The following is a 20,726-nucleotide window of genomic DNA, read 5'->3' on the forward strand; positions in this document are numbered from 1 at the left end:
GGCCGCCATGACCGCCGACACCCGCGAACTCATCGTTGTGTCCGCCTACGCCTGCTTCCGGCAGCACGGATTGCAGAAGACGACGATCGTCGATGTCGCTCGCACCGCCAGGGTCTCGCGCAGCACCATCTACGAATACTTCAGCGATAAAGCCGCCATCGTCGAGGCGTGCGCCGAGCACGCCTCCGAGCGGTTCTACCGGGAGATGTCCAAGGCGATGGACCAGGGCGGCTCGCTCGAGGAAAAGCTCAGCCGCGCCGCGGTGTTCGTCACCCAGGCGCGGCGGGCCATGGCGTCCGGGAAGTACTTCGACGAGGACGCGATCAGCCTGCTGCTGACCAAGGACGCCGGCGTGCTGCTACGGGAATGCGTCGACTTCTTCGCGCCGTACCTCTCCGCGGCCCGGCTGACCGGCGAGGTCCGGAAGGATCTCGACGTCGGGGCCGCCGCCGAGTGGTTCGCGCGCATCCTGTTCTCGTTGTTCAGCACACCGTCGTCGACCCTGGATCTCGACGATCCGGACATCACCGCGGATTTCGTGCGCGCCCACGTGGTGCGCGGATTCGCCGGTGATCGCCCGCGACCGCGCCGCGGTCAGTAGCATTCTGCTCCGTGCGACGACTTCTGGCGCTCGTCGCCGCGATGCTGGCCACGGCGACGATGGTGATGGGCTGTGGCCGCTCAGGCGTCGGTGCCCCGCGGGCGGTGGTGATCGTCTCCGGCGGCGACGCGACGAGCCCCTTCACCACGCCGGACCAGGCCTGCGCCACCGGGTTGGCGGCGGGCAACACCGACACCGCGATCCGCGAGTACCTGCTCAAACAGGGCTACAAAGTGTTCACCTCACCGGCGATGGCCGGCCGCGGTCAGGTCGTGGACCAGAGCGGCTTCGGCCCGTTCGGGGTCTGCCCAATCACGCTGCCCGACAATATGACCGTGAATTCCACCGGCAGCATCGACACCGCCGGGGAGCACTTGGCACGGTTCCTGGCCTATCTGCATACCGACGAGGGCATCGACGATGTCGACCTCGTCGGTCACTCGATGGGCGGGCTGTACTCGCGCGCGGCGCTGCGCGTGCTGACGACCACGAGCTCCCCGGTGCACATCCGGTCCCTGACCACGATCGGCACGCCGTGGCAGGGTTCCCACCTCTCCGACTACGCCAACGACATCACCCCACTGACGGACTGCGCGGGCGACCCGTTTTGCGAAAATGCGATGAAGAACTTCAAAAGCGAGGTATTGCGCCTGATGTCGGGTTCCGGCCGCGAGGTCAACCAGGCGTACCTGATGGGCAGGGACGGCTGGAACCAGGCCCAGGCCGGCGTGCTCGACAAAGTTCCGGTGGTGCTGATCGGCGGCGAGAAGTTCACCAGGGCGGGGCAGGTCAACCCTACGGTGTGGCCCAACGACGGCATCGTGCCATTGCGCAGCGCCCTCGCGGTCGACCTCGCCGATGCGGTGTTGCCGCACCGGCATTGCTACACGTTCGACGACACACATAGCATCTACGTATCCAACGAGGCCGGCCTGGACTGGAAGACGGCGCTCACCTGGGACCCGCAGGTATTCGACGTCCTGCACACCGCCCTCGAGGACGCGCCGAAGGCGCTCGCGGGCGCCAACCGCCAGGGCTGCCCCTGACGGTTGCGGCATCGCTTGTGCAACCAGACACTCGAGTGTGCGTCCAGTGCGGCAAATCGCCGAATCCGCCATCCTACAAACACACTCGACGCCCTAGGCGCACACTCAATGGGCCAGGGCGCTCCAGGAAGAAAGTCGAGATGGCAGCAGCGGACGTTTCATTTGTGAAACCAGGCATTCGAGTGTGCACTCGATGCGCCGGCGCGGCGCAGGAAGAACGTCGGGCCAGCGGGCCGCCGCGGGTGTCAAGTGTGAATCCAGCGATTCGAGTGTGCAATCAGCGAGGTGTTTCGCCAAATATGCCCCCCTACAAGCACACTCGACGCCCTGCACGCACACTCAATGCGTCAGCGCGCGCAGGAAGAACGCGAGATTGGCGGGCCGCTCGGCCAGCCGCCGCATGAAGTAGCCGTACCACTGGGTGCCGAAGGGGACATAGACGCGCACCCGGTTGCCCGACGCGGCCAGCCGCCGTTGTTCGTCATCGCGGATGCCATACAGCATCTGGTACTCGAAACTATCAGCGCCGCGGTCGAATTCGGCCGCCAGGGCAGGCACGGCGCCGATGACGGCCGGGTCGTGCGAGGCCACCATGGGATACCCGGAGCCGGCCATCAGCACCCGCAGGCATCGCAGGTACGAATCCGTGACAGCCCCGCGGTCGCGGTAGGCCACCGACGCGGGTTCGTCATACGCGCCCTTGCACAGCCGGATCCGCGCCCCGGCCGCGGCGAATTCCTCGCAGTCGTGGAGCGTGCGCCGCAGGTAGGCTTGCAAGACCACACCCAGCCAACCGAAGTCGGCCCGCAGCTCGCGCACGATCGCCAACGTCGAGTCCGTCGTCGCGTGGTCCTCGGCGTCCACCGTCACCCACACCCCGGCCCGCTGGGCGGCCTCGCAGATCGTCCACGCGTTGTCGCGCGCGATCTTCTCGCCGTCGCGATCCAGCGAACGCCCCAAGGCGGACAACTTCAGCGATACCTCGAGCGGCCTGGGCTCAGCGCGATCGCCGAACCGGCTCAGGCTGTCGATCAGCTCCAGGTAGACGTGCACCGCCGCGGCGGCGTCGGCGGCTAGGCACACGTCCTCACCCAGGTAGTCGACACTGACATAACGGCCCGAATCACGCAGGGCGGCAACGCTGTCCAGTGCGCTGTCGATGGTTTCACCGGATACGAAGCGGTGCACCACGCGGCGGGTAACCGGCAGCCCCTCGGCGGCCCGGCGCAACCCCGGTCGCCGGCTGGCCGCCATGATGGCCGGGCGAATGGTGCTGGTGAACACGCCGGCCATCAGTCGGCCGCCATGTGCGGGTAGGTGTGTTCGGTAGCCGGGACGAAGGTTTCCTTGATGGTGCGCGCCGAGGTCCAGCGCAAGAGGTTCAGCACCGACCCTGCCTTGTCGTTGGTGCCCGAACCGCGTGACCCCCCGAACGGTTGGCGCCCGACTACGGCGCCGGTGGGCTTGTCGTTAACGTAGAAGTTCCCGGCCGCGAACCGCAGCCGGTCCTGCGCGGCAAGCACGGCGTCCCGGTCGTCGGCGATGACCGCCCCGGTCAGCGCGTATCGGGAGCCGGTGTCGATCGCGTCCAGGATTCGGTCGTACTCCGCGTCGGGGTAGACGTGCACCGACAGCAGCGGGCCGAAGTACTCGGTCGAGAACGCCTCGTCCCCCACGTCGTCCGACAGCAACACCGTGGGTCGCACGAAATAGCCTTCCCTGTCGTCGTATTCGCCCCCGACCGCGATCGTGATGCGGGCGGCGCCCTTCGCCCGTTCGATGGCGTCGACGTTCTTGGCGAAGGCCCGCCGGTCGATCAGGGCGCCGCCGAAGTTGGTGAGGTCGGTGATGTCGCCGTAGGGCAGCCCTGCGGCGGCACCCAGGAGGTCGTCGCCCATCCTGCGCCAGACCGACTGCGGGATGAAGGCCCGTGACGCGGCCGAGCATTTCTGGCCCTGATAGTCGAACGCACCGCGAATGAGGGCCGTGGTCAACACATCCGGCCGCGCCGAGGCGTGCGCGACGACGAAATCCTTGCCGCCGGTCTCACCGACCAGCCGCGGATAGCTCCGGTAGCGGCCGATATTGGCGCCGACCTGCCGCCACAGGTGCTGGAAGGTGGCCGTCGACCCGGTGAAGTGGATGCCGGCCAGCCGCGGATCGGAAAGGGCGACATCGGAAACGGCGAGGCCATCGCCGGTGAGCAGGTTGATCACCCCGGGTGGCAGTCCCGCAGCCTCGAGCAGCTGCATCGTCAGATAGGCCGACAGCGTCTGGGTGATCGACGGCTTCCACACCACGGTGTTGCCCATCAGCGCCGGCGCCGTCGACAGGTTTCCGGCGATCGAGGTGAAGTTGAAGGGGGTGATCGCGTAGACGAACCCGTCCAGGGGCCGGTAGTCGCTGCGATTCCATTCGCCCGGTCCGCTGATCGGCTGCTGCGCCAAGATCTGGCGGGCGAACGCGACGTTGAACCGCCAGAAGTCGACCTGTTCGCAGGGCGAGTCGATCTCGGCCTGATAGGCGGATTTGGACTGGCCGAGCATGGTGGCGGCGGCGACCTTTTCCCGCCACGGACCCGCCAACAGGTCGGCGGCACGCAGAAACACCGCCGCCCGTTCGTCGAAAGGAGTTGCAGCCCACGACATTTTCGCGGCCATCGCCGCTTCGATCGCGGCGGTGGCATCCGCAGGCACCGCGTTGGTCAGGGTGCCCAGCTTCGCGCGGTGCCGGTGCGGCTGGACGACGTCGATGCGGTCGCCGTCGCCCATCCGGTGTCGGCCGCCGATGACGTGCGGCAGGTCCCTCGGGTGATCCGCCAGCGCGGTCAGTTCGGTGAGCAGCCGGGTGCGTTCGGGGGAATGTGGCGTGTAGTCGTGAACCGGTTCGTTAACGGGCGATGGAACTTGGGTGATCGCGTCCATCACTAGAGAATCCCCGCCACATCGACCGCGGGGGTTAGCGGATCGGACAAGATCGTGGGCAGATGCTAGTACAATCGGACAACGTGACCGAGGTGGGCGTGGGGCTGGGCCAGCTGCTGCTGGCACTGGACGCCACGCTGGTCAGCCTCGTGGAATCCCCGCGAGGACTGGACGTCCCGGTGCGGTCCGCGGCTTTGATCGATTCCGACGATGTGCGGCTGGGCCTGGCGGCGCCAGCGGGCTCCGCCGACGTGTTCTTCCTGCTGGGTGTGCCCGACGGCGAGGCGCTCCGTTGGGTCGGCAAGCAGGCGCGCGAGCGCGTCCCGGTAGCCGTCTTCGCCAAGCGCCCGTCGGACGCGCTGGTGGCCGCGGCGGCCGCCGCCGGCTCGGCGGTGGTCGCCGTGGAACCCGAGGCACGGTGGGAACGCCTCTACCAGCTGGTCAATCGCGTACTGGAACATCACGTCGGCGGGGCCGGCCCGGCCGACGACTCGGGCACCGACCTGTTCGGCCTGGCCCAGTCGGTGGCAGACCGCATCCACGGCATGGTCAGCATCGAGGACGCTCAATCGCATGTACTCGCCTATTCCGCATCCAACGACGAGGCCGACGAGTTGCGCCGGCTCTCGATCCTGGGCAGGTCGGGTCCGCCCGAGCACCTCGAATGGATCGGCCAGTGGGGCATTTTCGACGCGTTGCGCGCCGGCGGCGAGGTGGTGCGCGTCGCCGAGCGCCCGGAGCTGGGCCTGCGTCCGCGATTGGCGATCGGGATCCATCAGCCACCGGCCGCTGCCCGGCGGCCTCCGGTGTTCGCGGGCACCATCTGGGTGCAGCAGGGGTCGCAGCCGCTGGCCGACGATGCCGACGAGGTGTTGCGGGGCGCAGCGGTGCTGGCCGCCCGGATCATGTCACGGCTGGCGGCCCGGCCCTCCATCCATGCGCGACGGGTGCAACAGCTCCTCGGACTCGCCGACACCGACGCTGCGTCCGACGTGGGGGCCGTCGCCCGCGAGCTCGGCCTCACCGTCGACGGCGCCGCCGCGTTGATCGGCTGGGACACCATCGGCGCCCGTCATCCCCGCCTGAGCGACGTTCTAGCGCTGAGCGCCAGCGCCTTTCGCCGCGACGCCCTGGTCTCCTCCAACGGCTCACGGATCTACACGCTGCTGCCCCAGACGGCGACGACGCGGTCGGTAACGTCGTGGGTCCGGGGCACGATCGGGGCCCTGCGCACCGAAGTCGGAGTCGAGCTGCGGGCCGCCGTCGCCGCGCCGCTCAACGGTTTGGCCGACGCGGCGTCCGCGCGCACGGAGGTGGACCGGGTGTTGGACAGCGCTGAGCGGCACCCCGTTTCGATGGGTCAGGTGACGTCGCTGGCCGAAGCGCGCACCACCGTCCTGCTCGACGAAATCGTCGCGCTGGTGCGCGCCGAGGGACGGCTGGTCGATCCGCGGATACTCGCACTGCGCGCGGAGGATCCGGTGCTCGCCGAGACGCTGCGCGTATATCTGGACAGCTTCGGTGACGTCGGCGCCGCCGCACGACAGCTGCGGGTGCATCCCAACACCGTTCGCTACCGGGTGCGACGCATCGAGAAGCAGGTGTCGGCTTCGTTGTCCGATCCCGAGGTGCGGCTGGTCTTTTCGCTGAGTCTGCGTGCGGGCGAGCGGTCGGCCTGAGCGAGGACCACCCGCCGCACGACCGGCCTTCTTGGGATCGGTAGCCACCCGCCCCGCGTGTACTTGCCCGCACCAACGCAGAAAGGGGCAAGCGACATGGGGACTTCGTTCAACACGACGCGGGTCGTCGCCGGAGCGCTGCTGTCGGGCGGCGTCGCGCTCGCGGGTTTCGGTCCGGGCGCCGGGACCGCGAAGGCCGACGACATCGTGAACGTCAACGGGACCCTGTACCACCATTGGTGCCCGGGCGACGCTCCCCCCTTGTTCGACCCCAACCCGAACTGGGACGGGCGGGTCTGCCACAACTGGCGGTTCAGCGGGGCCGGTGTGGTAGACGACCGGGGCCACCTCCTCCGGGCCTCGACGGTGCCGAAGGGCCCGCCGTTCAATTGCGGCCTGTTCTGGTGCCCGGTGCCGCCGCACTCCTGAGCGTAGGGCGACGATCGCTCGTGCGGTCGGCGATCCGCGGCAAATCACGACTCGCACGGCAATCTCGGCGGTCGGTCCCCGAGCGGCGCGACGGTGAAGCGTTGGCATTCCGCGCATCTGGCGGCGACCGGCGGATGAGCTGCAGTCCTCGACGCCAATAGTTAACCTCAGCCTGAGGCTAATTCGATGTCTTGCAGCGGATTTGCATCCGGTTAGGCTTTGCTGGTGACCGAAAGCCCGTCGTCGTATCTGGTGCTCGCTTCCCAGCGCAGCGGCAGCACGCTGCTGGTGGAATCGCTGCGGGCGACCGGGGTCGCCGGCGAGCCTCAAGAGTTCTTTCAGTACCTGCCGGCCACCAGCCAGGCGCCGCAGCCGCGGGAGTGGTTCGCCGGGGTCGAGGACGAGTCGATCCTGAACCTGCTCGACCCGCTCGACGAGGGCAAGCCCGACCTCGCGCCGCCCGAGATCTGGCGCGACTACATCCGCACGGTCGGCAGGACGCCGAACGGCGTGTGGGGCGGCAAGCTCATGTGGAACCAGACACCGCTGCTACTGGAGCGCGCGCGTGGCCTGCCCGAGCGCTCCGGCGACGGGCTGCGTGCCGCCATCCGCGATGTCATCGGCGAGGAACCCCTCCTGATCTACGTCTACCGCCCCGATGTCGTGTCACAGGCCGTCTCGTTCTGGCGGGCGGTCCAGACGCGGGTGTGGCGCGGCCGGCCCGATCCGGTCCGCGACGCCCGTGCCACCTACCACGCCGGAGCGATCGCCCACGTCGTCAACATGCTGCGCGCCCAGGAGCAGGGCTGGCGAAACTGGTTCGCCGAAGAGGACGTCAAACCCATGGAGATTTCATATCCGGTGTTGTGGCGCAATCTGACTCAGGTGGTCGGGAACATCCTCGAAGAGCTGGGGCTGGACCGGCGGCTGGCGCCGGAGCCGGTGCTGGAGCGCCAGGCCGACCAACGTTCCGACGAGTGGGTGGGCCGCTATCGTGCGGATGCCGAGAGAGAGGGGCTACCGACATGACCGTCACAGTGCCGGCGGAGACGCGGCGGGTCGACGAGCTGCGGCTGCTGGAGGCCGAAGCGGTGCACATCATCCGCGAGGTCGTCGCCGAGCTGGAGCGCCCGGTCCTGCTGTTCTCCGCGGGTAAGGACTCCATCGTGTTGCTTCGGTTGGCGGAGAAGGCGTTTCGGCCGTTGCCGCTCCCGTTTCCAGTCATGCACGTCGACACCGGCCACAACTTTGCCGAAGTCATCGAGTTCCGCGACCGCCGGGTCACCGGCTCCGGGCACAAGCTGATCGTTGCCTCGGTGCAGGAATCCATCGACAACGGCCGCGTCCCCGACCCCGGACCGGGCGCCTCGCGCAACCGGGCGCAGACCCGCACCCTGCTCGACGCGCTGGATGCCGGCGGATTCGACGCGGCCTTCGGTGGCGCCCGCCGCGACGAGGAACGTGCCCGCGCCAAGGAGCGGATCCTCAGCTTCCGGGACGAGTTCGGCCAGTGGGACCCGCGTGCGCAGCGCCCCGAACCGTGGTCGCTCTACAACGGCCGCATCAAGAAGGGCGAGCAGGTGCGCGTCTTCCCGCTGAGCAACTGGACCGAGCTCGACGTCTGGCGCTACATCGAGCTGGAAGACCTTGAAATACCGTCGATCTACTACGCGCACGAGCGCGAGGTGTTCGAGCGTGACGGCATCCTGCTGGCCGTGTCGGAATACGCCTCGCCGCAGGACGGCGAGAACGCCGCCGTGGAATGGGTCCGGTACCGCACAGTCGGGGACCTGACCATCACCGGGGCCGTGCGTTCCCGCGCCACCGATATCGCCCGGGTCATCGAGGAGATCTCGGCGGCGACGGTGTCCGAGCGCGGCGAGACCCGCGCCGACGACCGCACCTCGGCCGCCGCCATGGAAGACCGCAAGCGGGAGGGTTACTTCTGATGACGACCACCGAGAACGCGGGCCACGCGGAGCACTTCCAGCCCGCCAGGGGCATCACCCGCCAGCTGTTGCGCATCACCACCGCCGGTTCGGTGGACGACGGCAAGAGCACGCTGATCGGCCGGCTGCTGCACGACACCAACAGCCTGCCGCTGGACCATCTGGCGGCCGTCACCGACGAGGAGGGCGTCGCCGACCTGGCGGCGCTGTCCGACGGCCTGCGCGCCGAGCGGGAACAGGGCATCACCATTGACGTGGCCTACCGGTTCTTCTCCACCCAGACGCGCAGCTACATCCTCGCCGACACCCCCGGCCACGAGCGCTACACCCGCAATATGTTCACCGGCGCATCCAACGCCCACGTCGCCATCCTGCTGGTCGACGCGCGCGCGGGTGTGCTGCGCCAGACCCGCAGGCACGCCAGGATAGCAAAGCTGTTGGGCATCAAGCACTTTGTGGCGACGGTCAACAAGATCGACCTGATCGACTTCGACCAGGCCAAGTTCGCCGACGTCGAAGACCAGCTGCGCCAGCTGGCCGACCGCCTGGGTGACGTCGACATCACGGTGATCCCGATCGCGGCCAAGCTCGGCGACAACGTGGTGCACCGCTCCGAACGCACGCCGTGGTACGCCGGGCCGACCCTGCTCGAATACCTCGAAGGCGTCGAGCTCGCCGCGCCGCAGGCCGAGGCGGCGCGCCTGCGGTTGCCGGTGCAATGGGTGTCGCGCCCGACCGCCGAGGTGCGCCGCCGCTACACCGGGCGGCTCGCGGCCGGGACGCTGCGCGTCGGCGATCCGGTGGTCTCGCTGCCCGCCGGCACCCGATCGACGGTGACCGCGCTGGACACCCTCGACGACGAGCGCACGACGGGCGTTGCGCCACTGTCGGTTTCGGTCGAGCTGGCCGACGACATCGACGTGGGCCGGGGCGACGTGCTGGTCAGCGGCGCCGACGACGCGGTGCTGCCGGTGCAGGCCCGCGAGCTCGATGCCACCGTGTGCTGGTTCGTCGACTCGCCGCTGCGCGCGGGTGACCGGCTGGCTCTCAAGCAGACCACCAAGACCGTGCGCGCCACCGTGCAGGAGCTGCACAGCCGGCTCGATCCGGAGACGCTCGACGAGCTCGACGGGCCGGTTGAGTTGGCGCTCAACGATATCGGTACCCTGACCCTGCGCACCAGCTCGATCGTCATCGCCGACCCCTACACCGACAACCGCGACAGTGGCGCGTTCATCCTGATCGACGAGTCCACCAACGACACCGTCGGCGCCGGCACCATCATCGAGGCGCGCGAGGTCACACCCGGCACCCACCCGCGCACCGACATCCGCTGGCATCCCTCGGCGCTGGACCGCAAACATCGCTGGCGGGCCACCGGCCAGGCGGGCGCCACGATCTGGTTCACCGGGCTGCCGGCGTCCGGCAAGTCGACGATCGCGGTGGCCGTCGAGCGGGCTCTCGTCGAATCGGGGCGGGTGGCCTACCTGTTGGACGGCGACAACCTGCGGCACGGCCTGTCCGACGACCTCGGCTTCTCCCCCGGCGACCGCGCCGAAAACATCAGGCGGGTAGGGCATTTGACCCGCCTGATGGCCGATGCCGGAGTGGTCACGCTGGCGTCGCTGGTGTCACCGCTGCGGTCGGACCGCGGGATCGCCCGCGCCCTCAACGAGGCCGCCAAGCTGCCGTTCATCGAGGTGCACGTCGCCACCTCACTCGCCGAGTGCGAGCGGCGCGACCCCAAGGGTTTGTACGCGCGGGCGCGCAGCGGCGACCTCAAGGGCCTGACCGGCGTCGACGCGCCCTACGAGCCGCCCGAGAACCCCGACCTCGTCCTCGACACCACCGACGCCGACATCGACGCACTCGCCGCGCAGGTCATCGCCCTGCTCGACGAGGTCAGCCCGGTGCCGCACGCCTAAATTCACCGCGAGCCAATCACTTGGTCCCCGGCATCGCCCGGGCCACGATGTCGTCGTGAGTGAACAGGTTCGGGCGACGTCGTGGCGCGAGCGGCTCGGCTCGCTGTCGGTGGACTGGTGGGCGACGCTGGTCGCGGGTGCGATCACCGCATTGGCTGTCGCCGGTGCGCTGCCGAAGATCCCGTGGTGATCGCGTGAGCACCGCCAGCATCGAGCGCGAGGACACACTGGACGAGCCGGCCTTCACCAGCCGACGTCCGCTCGATTACGTGCCGGGAATACTGCTGCTGATCGGCGTAGGCCTGCTGGGCAAGTACGCGCAGATCTGGTGGAACGGGCTGGCCAAGCACGAACATTGGCGGGTGCCCGACATCGAGTACGTGCTGTGGGCCATCGTCATCGGGCTGCTGATCACCAACACCGTTGGGCTGCACCGCATCTTCCGCCCCGGGGTGCAGACCTACGAATTCTGGCTCAAGGTCGGGATCGTGGTGCTGGGGGCCCGGTTCGCGCTGGGTGACATCGCCAAACTCGGCGCGCTGAGCCTGGTGCAAATCCTGGTCGACATGGCGGTGGCGGGAACGATCATCATCGTCGCCGCCCGCGCGTTCGGGTTGTCCGGCAAGCTGGGTTCGCTGCTGGCGATCGGGACCTCGATCTGCGGGGTGTCGGCGATCGTGGCCGCCAAGGGCGCGATCCGCGCCCGCAACTCCGACGTCGGCTACGCCATCGCGGCGATCCTGGCCCTGGGCGCGGTCGCGCTGTTCGTCTTGCCCCCGTTGGGGCACGCGATCGGCCTGTCCGACCGCGAGTTCGGATTGTGGGCGGGCCTCGCCGTCGACAACACCGCCGAGACCACCGCGACGGGTTATCTGTTCTCCGATCACGCCGGCAAGATCGCCGTGCTGGTCAAGTCCACGCGCAATGCCCTGATCGGGTTCGTCGTGCTGGGCTTCGCGCTGTATTGGGCGGGGCGCGGGCAGGCCGACGAGATCGCCCCGGGGCTGAAGGCCAAGGCGGCGTTCGTCTGGGCGAAGTTCCCGAAGTTCGTGCTGGGCTTCCTCGCCGTGTCGGCGATCGCGACCGCGGGCTGGCTGACCAAGGGGCAGACCGCCAACCTGGCCAACGTGTCGAAGTGGGCGTTCCTGCTCACGTTCGCCGGTGTGGGGCTCAACACCGACATCCGGCAGATCGCCCGCACCGGGTGGCGCCCGCTCGTCGTTGCCGTCATCGGCCTGACCGTCGTCGCGCTGGTCTCGCTCGGCATCGTCCTGCTCACCTCGCGCGTGTTCCATTGGGGCGTAAGCGCCTGAGGCTTCGGCCCCGAGCGCCCGGGTCGTCGCCGTCATGCGGACCACGGCCGGGACGGTAACCTGGCGCGCATGCAGAATTCGTCCGTTGTCTCCCTGCTGCGCGAACGCGCCGGTCTGCAGCCCGACGAGTTGGCCTTTCGGTACACCGACTACGAGCAGGACTGGGCGGGCGTCACCGAAGACCTGACCTGGGCGCAGCTGTACCGCCGCAGCCTGAACGTCGCACACGCGGTCAAGCAGCACGGCGCCATCGGGGACCGGGCCGTGATCCTGGCGCCCCAGGGGCTGGCCTACATCGTCGCGTTCCTGGGAGCGATGCAGGCCGGGCGGATCGCGGTGCCGCTGTCGGTTCCCGCCGTCGGTTCCCTCGACGAACGGGTGAGCGCGGTCATGGCGGACACCGAACCCGCCGTCGTCCTCACCACCTCCGACGCGGCACCGACCGTCACCGACTACGTGCGGCGCCCGGACGGGACCCCCGGCCCGGTCGTCATCGACGTCGGCGCGCTGGACCTCGACGACCTGAGCACCCCTAGCCTCCGGATCGGCGACGGCCCCCGCACCGCCTACCTGCAGTACACCTCCGGTTCCACCCGCCTGCCGGCCGGTGTGATGATCACACACCGCAACCTGCACGTGAACTTCCAGCAGCTGATGGCCGACTATTTCGTCGAGATCAAGGGCGTTCCGCCACGCGACATCACCCTGGTGTCGTGGCTGCCCTTCTACCACGACATGGGCCTGGTGCTGGGCGTCATCGCGCCGATCCTGGGCGGCTACCGCGCCGACCTGACCAGCCCGGTCGCCTTTCTGCAACGGCCGGCCCGGTGGATCCAATCGATGTCGATCGACCCGCCCGTGATGTCGGCAGCGCCCAACTTCGCCTTCGAGCTGGCCGTCCGCAAGACCACCGACGCGGACCTGGAGGGCGTCGACCTCGGGAATGTGCTGGGCATCATCAGCGGCGCCGAACGAATCCACCCCGCCACGCTCGACCGATTCGGTAAACGGTTCGGGCCGTACAACTTCCGGCCTGCCATGATGCGCCCGTCGTACGGGCTGGCGGAGGCGACCGTCTACGTGGCGAGCCGCACGGTGAACGCGCCGCCAGAGGTCGTACACTTCGAGCCCGAGCCACTGTCGGACGGTCGGGCCCAACGTTGTTCGCCGGGGACCGGCGCGCCGTTGCTCAGCTACGGCATGCCCAAGTCGCCGATCGTGCGCATCGTCGACCCCGACACCCGCATCGAATGCCCGGCCGGCACCGTCGGCGAAATCTGGGTGCACGGCGAGAACGTGGCCGACGGCTATTGGCGCAAGCCGGAGGAGACCGAGCGCACCTTCGGCGGTGTGCTGGCCGATCCCGCGCCTGGCACGCCGGAGGGGCCGTGGCTGCGCACCGGTGACCTCGGATTCATCTCGGAGAACGAGATATTCATCGTCGGCCGGATGAAGGATCTGCTGATCGTCTACGGGCGCAACCACTATCCCGAGGACATCGAGTCGACGGTGCAGGAAATCACCGGCGGCCGGGTCGCGGCGATCGCGGTCCCGGTCGACGAGACCGAGAAGTTGGTCACCATCATCGAGTTGAAGAGGCGGGACGACTCCGAGGACGAAGCGCAGCACAAGCTCGCCGCCGTCAAGAACAACGTGACCGCGGCGATATCCCAGTCGCATGGCCTCAACGTCGCCGATCTCGTCCTGGTGCCGCCCGGTTCCATCCCGACCACCACCAGCGGCAAGATCCGGCGCGCCGCCTGCGTCGAGCAGTACCGGCGACGGGCGTTCACCCGCCTGGACGCCTGAGGGGTCGGGCCCCGCGAGAGTCCATCCCAATGTTGCTCACCATCCTGGTGATGGCCGTCGCCGTGAGCCTGGAGCCGTTCCGGATCGGCATGACGGTACTGATGCTCAACCGGCCCAGGCCGTTGCTGCAGCTGGCCGCCTTCCTGTGCGGGGGCTTCGCGATGGGCATGAGCGTCGGCCTGGTAGTGCTGTTCGGGCTTCGCCGCACGCTGGCAGGCAACGATTACTTCACATTGCCCAGGGTGCAGATGCTGATCGGCGCGCTCGCGCTGGCGGCCGCAGCCGTCCTGGCCACCACCCGCTCCGCGATGCGGGACCGCGGGCCCGGGAGGCTCGCGACGGTGTTCCAACGCCTGCTGAGCGGGCGGTCGCTGTGGGTCGCCGCCGTCGCGGGGCTGGGCATCGCGTTGCCGTCGGTGGACTACCTGGCCGCGCTGGCGGTCATCCTGGCTTCCGGCGCGGCCGCCATGACGCAAGTCGGCGCGCTGCTGCTGTTCAACGTGGCGGCGTTCGCCCTCGTGGAGGTTCCCCTGGTCGCCTACGCGCTGGCGCCGACGAAGACTCGCGCGTCGATGGCCGGGCTCAACGAGTGGATTCGCGCGCGCCGGCGCCTCGAGGTTGCCGTGCTGCTGGCGGTCGTCGGCGCCGCCCTGCTCGCGGTGGGTATCGCGAGCTTGTGAGGGGTTGCCAACTGTGAAGCCCTCAGTGCCGCAAGCATATTCACAGGCCGCGGCGCACCTCCGTCACCGCGCCGCAGTCTCGGGCATGCCGTAGGCTGGTTGTCGAACCGTCCCAGCGTGGCCCCGCGGCGGGCCTTCGAAAGAGATAGATCTTGGTGAAACGACTGATCGCGGGAGTCGTCGCTGCGTGCCTGGTCGGCTCGGTCGGCGGGTTCGGTCCCCGAGTCGCTACGAGCGACCCCGGCTTCCCGTGGCTGCCCGCACCCCCGTCACCGGTAGGCGCCAACTCGGGGGCGAAGGTGGTCTACGCGCTGGGCGGGGCGAGACCGCCCGCCTTCAACTGGACCTACTACACCAACCGGGCCGGTGAGGGCTTCTTTCCGGGCGCCAAGCGCGAGCTGATCGAGTACCCCGCGGGAGCCCCCTTCGCCTGGATGCCGACCTTCATCGCCCCCGGCCCCCGGGACATGACCACCATCGGCAAGGCGGCGAAGATAGCGGTCGACAACCTCGACACGGCCGTTCGCCACGGTACCGAGCCCGCCGCCGCCGTCGGCCTGTCCCAGGGCGGTCTCGGCATCGACGGTGAGTTGGCGCGGCTCGCCAACGACCCGACCGCGCCACCGCCGGACAAGTTGAGCTTCACCAGCTTTGGCGATCCGTCGGGAACGAACGGGTTCGGCATGAGCTTCCTCGCGAGCTTCTTCAAGCCCGGCGACTACATTCCGATCGTCGACTACAAGATGCCCGCGCGGCCGGACAGCCAGTACAACACCAACCGGGTGTTCGCGGCCTATGACGGCCTCGCCGACTTCCCCGACCGGATGGACAATCTTCTCGCACTGGTCAATTGCGCCTTCGGGGCCGCCATCGGTCACACCCCGGCCGCCTTCATCAGGCCGGATCAGGTGCCCCCGCAAAACATCCGGACCACGGTGAACTCCCGCGGCGCCACCGAGACGTCGTACATGATCCCGGTGAACCACCTCCCGATGACGTTGCCGCTGCGCTACCTCGGCTGGTCCGACGCGAAGGTCGACCAGATCGACGCCGTCCTGCAGCCGCAGATCGATGCCGGCTACTCGCACAACGACAACCCGCTCAACCGGCCGACCGCCGTCGATCCGGTGAACGGCATGGACCCGCTGGCGATCGTGGACCCGGGCATGCGGGATTCAATCGAGGACGCCTTCGCCAAGATCCGCGCCATCCTGCCGCCACCGCCTCCGTGATCCCGCGGCGGCTTCGCCCAATGCTTTTCACTGTGCGTTCAGGGCGTTTACTGTGCGCCCAGGGCGGCGAAGGGCACCGGAACCCGCCCTGGGCACACACTCAAAGCCGTTGATTCACAATCGAAGCCGCGCCGCTGATCGGCGCCATACCGCCTGATCAAACGTCAAGCCGTCGGGATCTTTTCGTCCTGTTCGTCCCCCACCTCCGCGGGGCGCGCGGTCGTGTCGGATCTCAGCAGCGGCCAGCCCTTGTGCAGTACGTAGTCGAGCCAGGCCCCGGCGAACTGCGACGTGAGCACCGCGGCGACAACGAGGGTGGTGTAGAACTTCGAGCTGATGATGCCGGCGTCGAAGGCGACGCTCGCCAGCACGATGCCCGGACCGCCCCGGCCTGACGCCGCTTGCCAATGTGACCGCGGCCCCCCAGTGTGAATCCAGGTCTTTGAGTGTGCGTCCAAGACGGCCAAAGCCCGCCAGCGGCACCCGCACCGCACTATCGACGCCCCCACCGCACACTCAAACACCCGAGCGTCGAAGCCCCGAACGGGTTAACCGCTCAGCCCGGCCCGAACCGCCGAAATCGCTGCACCACAAGCGAATCGACACCCGGCCACAAGGCCCCAGGCCTAACCGTCGGCCACGGCCTGGAACACGGTCTTCTTGACGGCCGGCTCCTCGACGGGCGCGTGCTCCCACGGCCGTGCGGGCCACCAGCTCGCCCTGCCGAGCAGCGCGGCGATGGCGGGCACCGTGATGCTGCGCACCACGAAGGTGTCCACCAGGATCCCCACGCCGATGACGAAGCCAGACTGCACGACGGTCCCGATGCTGGAGAACAGCAGGCCGGCCATCGATGCGGCGAAGATCAGGCCGGCCGCTGTGATCACCCCACCGGTGGAACGCACGGTCCGGATCACCCCGGAGCGCACGCCGAACGGCGACTCCTCACGCAGCCGCGAGGCCAGCAGCATGTTGTAGTCCGCGCCCACGGCGACCAGCACCACGAACGCCAATCCCGGTATGCTCCAATGCATTTCTTGCCCCAGGAGCACCTGGAACACCAACACCCCGATACCGACCGCCGACAGGAACGACAGGATCACCGACCCCACCAGGTACAGCGGTGCGATGATCGCGCGCAACAACACGGTCAGGATCAGCAGCACGACGAGCACGGTCACGACCACGATCAGCTTGATGTCGTGGTTGTAGTAGTCGCGGGTGTCACGAAGGGTCGCGGGATAGCCGGAAATCGATACCGACGCGTCGGCCAGGGTCGTGTTGGGCTGCGCGCCTTTCGCGGTGTCCAGGACGGTGTTGACCTGATCCATCGCCGCGGTGCTGAACGGGTTCCGATCAGTCTGGACAAAGTACCGCACCGTGTGCCCGTCGGGCGAAATGAACGTCTGGGCAAGCTTTTTGAAGTCCTCGCTGTCGAGCGCCCCCTGCGGGATGTTGAACCCGGCCATCGACGGCGCCGAGGCGTCGTGACCCATGGCGGTGAGGAAGGACGACGCCGCGCCCATGCCCACGCCCATCTTCTTGACCTGGCCGACCAGGAGCTGCACGCCGTCGGCCAGCTGACGGCCGGCGCTGGCGAGATCGTTGGCGCCGTTCTGCATCATCGCCATCTTCGACCGGGCCGAGCCGGGGCTGTCGAGTCCCAGGTTGTGCAGCGAGACGGCGGCGCTCTGCATGGTTTTGTTCAGGCCGTTCACCATCGAGCTCACGGTTTGCGTCGACTGGGCCGACTGCAGCTGCTTGAAGAGGTCGGCGATCTTGCCGAGCGTTCCGTCGTTGCGCGCGGTGATCAGCCGGTGGAATTGGGCGCGCGCGTTGCTACACATCTGGCTGTTGTCGCAGACCACGCTGGTATCCAGCGCGGCCACCACGTCGTCGATCCAATCGAAGTGATCAAGGGTGCCACCGAGATACAGCTGCATCGCGGTGCCGAGCTGTCGCAGGCTGCCGACGAGCTGTGCCGCCGTGTCGAGCTGGCCCAGTGTCCTGCCGCCGCCGAAGGTGCCCTGAATCATCGACAGCGCGTCGACCAGACCGCTGACGCCCCCGATGGCCTGGTTGACCTGCGTCCGCACGTCACCCAGCTTGTCGGCCAACAGGCCCGCGCCCGAAGACAATCGGTTGAGGTCGTTGTCGTGGTCGTTGATCAGGTTGGCGCCGGCGCCCAGCTCCTTGCCGACCTGACCGGCCTGATACGTCGCCTTGGCCATCTCGAGCGATTGCCCGGTGGGCCGGGTGATCCCGCGGACCGAGGCTATGCCGGAGATCTGGCTCACGCGCTGCGCCATCTGCTCGAGGTCGGCGAGGGCCTGCGGTGTGCGCAGGTCGTGCGGGGACTGCACGAGCAGGTACTCCGGGATCATCTGGTTCACCGGAAAGTGCTGTTCCAACGCGGCGTATCCCACCGAGCTGCCCACGGATCCGGGCAATTGCTTGCGGTCGTCGTAGTTGAAGCGAACCAGCGCCGCGCAACTGGCCAGGGCGAGCAGCACCACGAGGCTTGCGGTCAGATATGTGGCGGGCCGGCGGACGATCCGGACCGCGGTTCGCCGCCAGAACACGGCGGTGCGCTCCTTGCGCGGGCCGACCCATCCCCGCGGGCCGGCCACCATCAGGATGGCGGGCAACAGGGTGACGGCGGCCAGGAAGGCCACACCGACCGCGATCGCCAGTGACAGCCCCACCGTGGAGAACACGCCGAGCTTCGCGAAACCCATGCCGAGGAACGTGATTCCGACCGTCCCGGCGGACGCGGCGATCACCTTGCCGATGGAGGCCAGCGCCTTGCGCACCGCGCGCTCCGGATCGTCGCCGAGGCGGACGTAGTCGTGATAGCGGCTGATCAGGAAGACGGCGTAATCCGTTCCCGCGCCGGCGATCATCGCGCTGAGCAACACGATCATCTGGTTGGAGACGGCCATCCCGGTCAGCACGGAGACGCCGGAGATCACCGCCTGAGCGGTCAACAGCGAGGCGCCGATCATGATGAGCGGCAGGAACATCGTGACCGGGTTGCGATAGATGACCGCCAGAATGATCAGCAGCGAGACGGCGATCGCCAGCTCGATCGACGCGCGGTCGTGCGACCCGGCGTCGGTCAGGTCGGCCACCGTGGCCGCCGGTCCGGTGAGGTTGGCCCGCACGGCCGTTCCACCGACGGTCCGATTCACGATGCCGGCGACGTCGTTGTAGGCGCGATAGGATTCCGGCGTGCCCAACTCCCCGGACAGGCCCACCGGCAGGATCCAGGCCTTGCCGTCCTTGCTAGCGAGCAGTTCTTTGAGCGGCGGGGTGCCGAGGAAGTCCTGCAGCATCACCACGTCCCTGGTGTCCTGGTGCAGCCGGTCGACCAGGGTGCGGTAGACCTGCTCGTCGCCCGGCTGAAGCTTGCCCCCGCCGTTCCTGGTCAACAGCACCAGCAACACGTTTTCCGACCCGGCCTCGTGGAACGCCTGGTTGATCTTCTTCGCCGTCGCCGCCGACGGCGCGTCGGCGGGCAGGATCGCCACGGGGTGCCGCTGGGACATCTCTGTCAACGACGGCACGGTCATGGGCAGCACCAGGGCGAGCACCGCCCAGCATCCCATCACGACCCAGGGCCGCCGCGCGACGAGCGCGCCTAGCCGCTGGAAAATGAGTCCACCTCCTGGGGTCTACGCGACATTCCGCCACTGCCCGCTCTCGGCGACGCGCTGGAAGACCGACCGCAGCACCGACAGGTAGCGGGGGACGGACTGGTGGGCCTCGGGAGTGTCGGGGAACATCACCGTCACCGCCGTCTCCTGGGCGACCCGGATCACGTAGATCGACAGCTGATACGAATACCGGTTGTCGCTGTACACCCCCACATTGAGGCCGTCCAGCTCCGCGGTGAGCAGTACCGAAAGCGGGGCGGTGCCGGCGTCGAGGAAGTTGACCACCGGGAAGTTCGGCCGCGCCGGGTGCACGGTGGGCGCCAACTCCACCACCCGGTCGTACGGCACCTCCGCCAAGCCCACGCCCATGTCGAAGGAGGCCTGCGCCGCGCGCGCGGACTCCTCGAACGACGACCCGGCGATGGGCGCCGTGATCGGGATCAGGCCGGTGAACCACCCTTGCGTCAACGCGTCGGTCGGCGTCTTGCGGGTGTCGCGCGGCGTCAGCCCGTAATAGTTTGCGGCACCGGTCAGTTCGTATTCGGCAAGGCCGCAGCAGGCCAGCACGCCACCGATGAATCGCGCGCCCGCCGCGGTGCAGGCCGACTCGAATCGGCCGGTCTGCTCCTCGTCGAGCATTGTCGCCGTGACGATCGCCGATTCGCTCGGCCGCGACGGGTCGCCCAGCGGAAGGGGGAACTCGGGCAGGCTGCCGCCATTGCTCTCGGCGAACTGCCGCCACAACCGGATCTGCGGCGATTCGGCGGTCAGCGCGTCGGTGAAGGCCCGCTGTCGGATGCAGAAGTCGTCGTAGCTGCCGGCCTCGGGCAATTCCAGCGGCGCCCCACCGCTGACCAGCGAGGCGTACATCATGTGGAACTCCGTCAGCGTCACGCCGACAAGCATCGCGTCCACGTGGACGTGGTCGACGCTGGCGTAGAACGTGAAATGTTCCTCGCCCTGGATGACCCCGAACTGGAAGCAGCCCCACTGCAGCGGATCCGGGGTACTCACTGCGAGTTGCCGGATCTCGTCCAGCGCCAGCTCGCCGTGGTCGACGGGTTCGAACTCGATACCGGTGGCATCCGGCAGCGTTCGGCGGATGATCCGCCCGTCGTCGGTGTATTCGAACCGGCTGCGGTAGGTGTCGTGCCGGCGGACGTGGGCGTTGACAACGTAATTCGCCGCGCGGATGTCGCACCGGCCGGGCACGTCGCTGCTGACGATCATCAGGCGCGAGTAGTCGAGCCCCTTCGCCTTTTGCTCGGCATACCCCCGGATGTGCTGTGCCTGCATGTAGCTGACCGGCACCGAACTCACCGGCGCGTGCCGCGCCCTCTCGGCCGTGGCGGCCGTCGGTTGCCACGACACGGTCCTTCCGGCCGCCGGTTGCCAATCGAACAACGTTCCCACGCCTAACGGCCCTACCCGCAACGCTCCCTCTCCCTCAACTCCAGTTCCCCCAAACGATCACGGCATGCCG

Annotated in this window: 17 protein-coding genes; 12 read left to right on the forward strand and 5 right to left on the reverse strand. The window is 68.4% G+C overall.

Annotated features, from left to right (window positions below; all coding sequences use genetic code 11):
• Positions 1-7 precede the first annotated feature (7 nt).
• Both G6N56_RS10370 and G6N56_RS10375 read left to right on the forward strand, forming a co-directional pair.
• Complete coding sequence (locus G6N56_RS10370; RefSeq protein WP_085258233.1) at positions 8-601, forward strand: TetR/AcrR family transcriptional regulator; 594 nt, start codon at positions 8-10, stop codon at positions 599-601.
• Positions 602-612: 11 nt separating this feature from the next.
• Complete coding sequence (locus G6N56_RS10375) at positions 613-1,647, forward strand: PGAP1-like alpha/beta domain-containing protein (RefSeq protein WP_324616602.1); 1,035 nt, start codon at positions 613-615, stop codon at positions 1,645-1,647.
• A gap of 339 nt (positions 1,648-1,986) precedes the next feature.
• Here the strand turns inward: G6N56_RS10375 and G6N56_RS10380 are convergent, their stop codons facing one another.
• Complete coding sequence (locus tag G6N56_RS10380; RefSeq protein WP_085258200.1) at positions 1,987-2,940, reverse strand: proline dehydrogenase family protein; 954 nt, start codon at positions 2,938-2,940, stop codon at positions 1,987-1,989.
• Entirely contained in the window at positions 2,940-4,571 is a 1,632-nt protein-coding gene (pruA, locus tag G6N56_RS10385; protein WP_085258201.1) for an L-glutamate gamma-semialdehyde dehydrogenase, read from the reverse strand. The genes G6N56_RS10380 and pruA overlap by 1 nt, the downstream gene beginning before the upstream one ends.
• A gap of 83 nt (positions 4,572-4,654) precedes the next feature.
• Here pruA and G6N56_RS10390 point away from each other — a divergent pair, with 83 nt between their 5' ends.
• The 10 genes from G6N56_RS10390 to G6N56_RS10430 all read left to right on the forward strand — a co-directional run bounded on the left by G6N56_RS10390 (position 4,655) and on the right by G6N56_RS10430 (position 15,587).
• Entirely contained in the window at positions 4,655-6,250 is a 1,596-nt protein-coding gene (locus G6N56_RS10390; RefSeq protein WP_142280826.1) for a PucR family transcriptional regulator, read from the forward strand.
• A gap of 96 nt (positions 6,251-6,346) precedes the next feature.
• Complete coding sequence (locus tag G6N56_RS10395; protein ID WP_085258203.1) at positions 6,347-6,679, forward strand: hypothetical protein; 333 nt, start codon at positions 6,347-6,349, stop codon at positions 6,677-6,679.
• A gap of 225 nt (positions 6,680-6,904) precedes the next feature.
• A complete protein-coding gene (stf0, locus tag G6N56_RS10400; RefSeq protein ID WP_085258235.1) occupies positions 6,905-7,708 on the forward strand; it encodes a trehalose 2-sulfotransferase in 804 nt (267 codons plus the stop codon).
• Positions 7,705-8,628, forward strand: coding sequence for a sulfate adenylyltransferase subunit CysD (cysD, locus tag G6N56_RS10405; RefSeq protein ID WP_085258204.1), 924 nt, complete (start codon positions 7,705-7,707; stop codon positions 8,626-8,628). Before stf0 ends, cysD begins: the two co-directional genes overlap by 4 nt.
• Positions 8,628-10,553, forward strand: a complete 1,926-nt coding sequence (gene cysC / locus G6N56_RS10410; RefSeq protein ID WP_085258205.1) for an adenylyl-sulfate kinase — start codon at positions 8,628-8,630, stop codon at positions 10,551-10,553. Before cysD ends, cysC begins: the two co-directional genes overlap by 1 nt.
• 55 nt (positions 10,554-10,608) lie before the next feature.
• The gene (locus tag G6N56_RS29455) at positions 10,609-10,743 is read left to right on the forward strand and encodes a hypothetical protein (protein ID WP_264020700.1); all 135 of its coding nucleotides are present in this window, start codon (positions 10,609-10,611) and stop codon (positions 10,741-10,743) included.
• 4 nt (positions 10,744-10,747) lie between these two features.
• The gene (locus tag G6N56_RS10415; RefSeq protein ID WP_085258206.1) at positions 10,748-11,866 is read left to right on the forward strand and encodes a YeiH family protein; all 1,119 of its coding nucleotides are present in this window, start codon (positions 10,748-10,750) and stop codon (positions 11,864-11,866) included.
• 69 nt (positions 11,867-11,935) lie between these two features.
• On the forward strand, positions 11,936-13,675 hold the full coding sequence (gene fadD21 / locus G6N56_RS10420; protein ID WP_085258207.1) for a fatty-acid--AMP ligase FAAL21/FadD21: 1,740 nt from the start codon (positions 11,936-11,938) through the stop codon (positions 13,673-13,675).
• Positions 13,676-13,704: 29 nt separating this feature from the next.
• Positions 13,705-14,355, forward strand: coding sequence for a GAP family protein (locus G6N56_RS10425; protein WP_085258208.1), 651 nt, complete (start codon positions 13,705-13,707; stop codon positions 14,353-14,355).
• Between the two features lie 155 nt (positions 14,356-14,510).
• Entirely contained in the window at positions 14,511-15,587 is a 1,077-nt protein-coding gene (locus G6N56_RS10430; protein WP_085258209.1) for a PE-PPE domain-containing protein, read from the forward strand.
• Between the two features lie 164 nt (positions 15,588-15,751).
• Here the strand turns inward: G6N56_RS10430 and G6N56_RS10435 are convergent, their stop codons facing one another.
• The 3 genes from G6N56_RS10435 to G6N56_RS10445 form a co-directional block, all read right to left on the reverse strand.
• A complete protein-coding gene (locus tag G6N56_RS10435; protein WP_232069266.1) occupies positions 15,752-15,958 on the reverse strand; it encodes a hypothetical protein in 207 nt (68 codons plus the stop codon).
• 255 nt (positions 15,959-16,213) lie between these two features.
• Complete coding sequence (locus tag G6N56_RS10440) at positions 16,214-19,243, reverse strand: MMPL/RND family transporter (protein ID WP_264020701.1); 3,030 nt, start codon at positions 19,241-19,243, stop codon at positions 16,214-16,216.
• An 18-nt stretch (positions 19,244-19,261) separates the two neighbouring features.
• Positions 19,262-20,677, reverse strand: a complete 1,416-nt coding sequence (locus G6N56_RS10445) for a condensation domain-containing protein (RefSeq protein ID WP_085258211.1) — start codon at positions 20,675-20,677, stop codon at positions 19,262-19,264.
• Positions 20,678-20,726 lie beyond the last annotated feature (49 nt).

This window comes from Mycobacterium saskatchewanense (assembly GCF_010729105.1).
GTDB classification, from domain to species: Bacteria; Actinomycetota; Actinomycetes; order Mycobacteriales; family Mycobacteriaceae; genus Mycobacterium; species Mycobacterium saskatchewanense.

Excerpts from the sequence above, each read along its gene's own strand:
- G6N56_RS10370 (WP_085258233.1), top strand. The coding sequence starts at position 8 with ATGACCGCCGACACCCGCGAACTCATCGTTGTGTCCGCCTACGCCTGC.
- G6N56_RS10380 (WP_085258200.1), bottom strand. The coding sequence starts at position 2,940 with ATGGCCGGCGTGTTCACCAGCACCATTCGCCCGGCCATCATGGCGGCC.
- pruA (WP_085258201.1), bottom strand. The coding sequence starts at position 4,571 with ATGGACGCGATCACCCAAGTTCCATCGCCCGTTAACGAACCGGTTCAC.
- G6N56_RS10395 (WP_085258203.1), top strand. The coding sequence starts at position 6,347 with ATGGGGACTTCGTTCAACACGACGCGGGTCGTCGCCGGAGCGCTGCTG.
- cysD (WP_085258204.1), top strand. The coding sequence starts at position 7,705 with ATGACCGTCACAGTGCCGGCGGAGACGCGGCGGGTCGACGAGCTGCGG.
- cysC (WP_085258205.1), top strand. The coding sequence starts at position 8,628 with ATGACGACCACCGAGAACGCGGGCCACGCGGAGCACTTCCAGCCCGCC.
- fadD21 (WP_085258207.1), top strand. The coding sequence starts at position 11,936 with ATGCAGAATTCGTCCGTTGTCTCCCTGCTGCGCGAACGCGCCGGTCTG.
- G6N56_RS10425 (WP_085258208.1), top strand. The coding sequence starts at position 13,705 with ATGTTGCTCACCATCCTGGTGATGGCCGTCGCCGTGAGCCTGGAGCCG.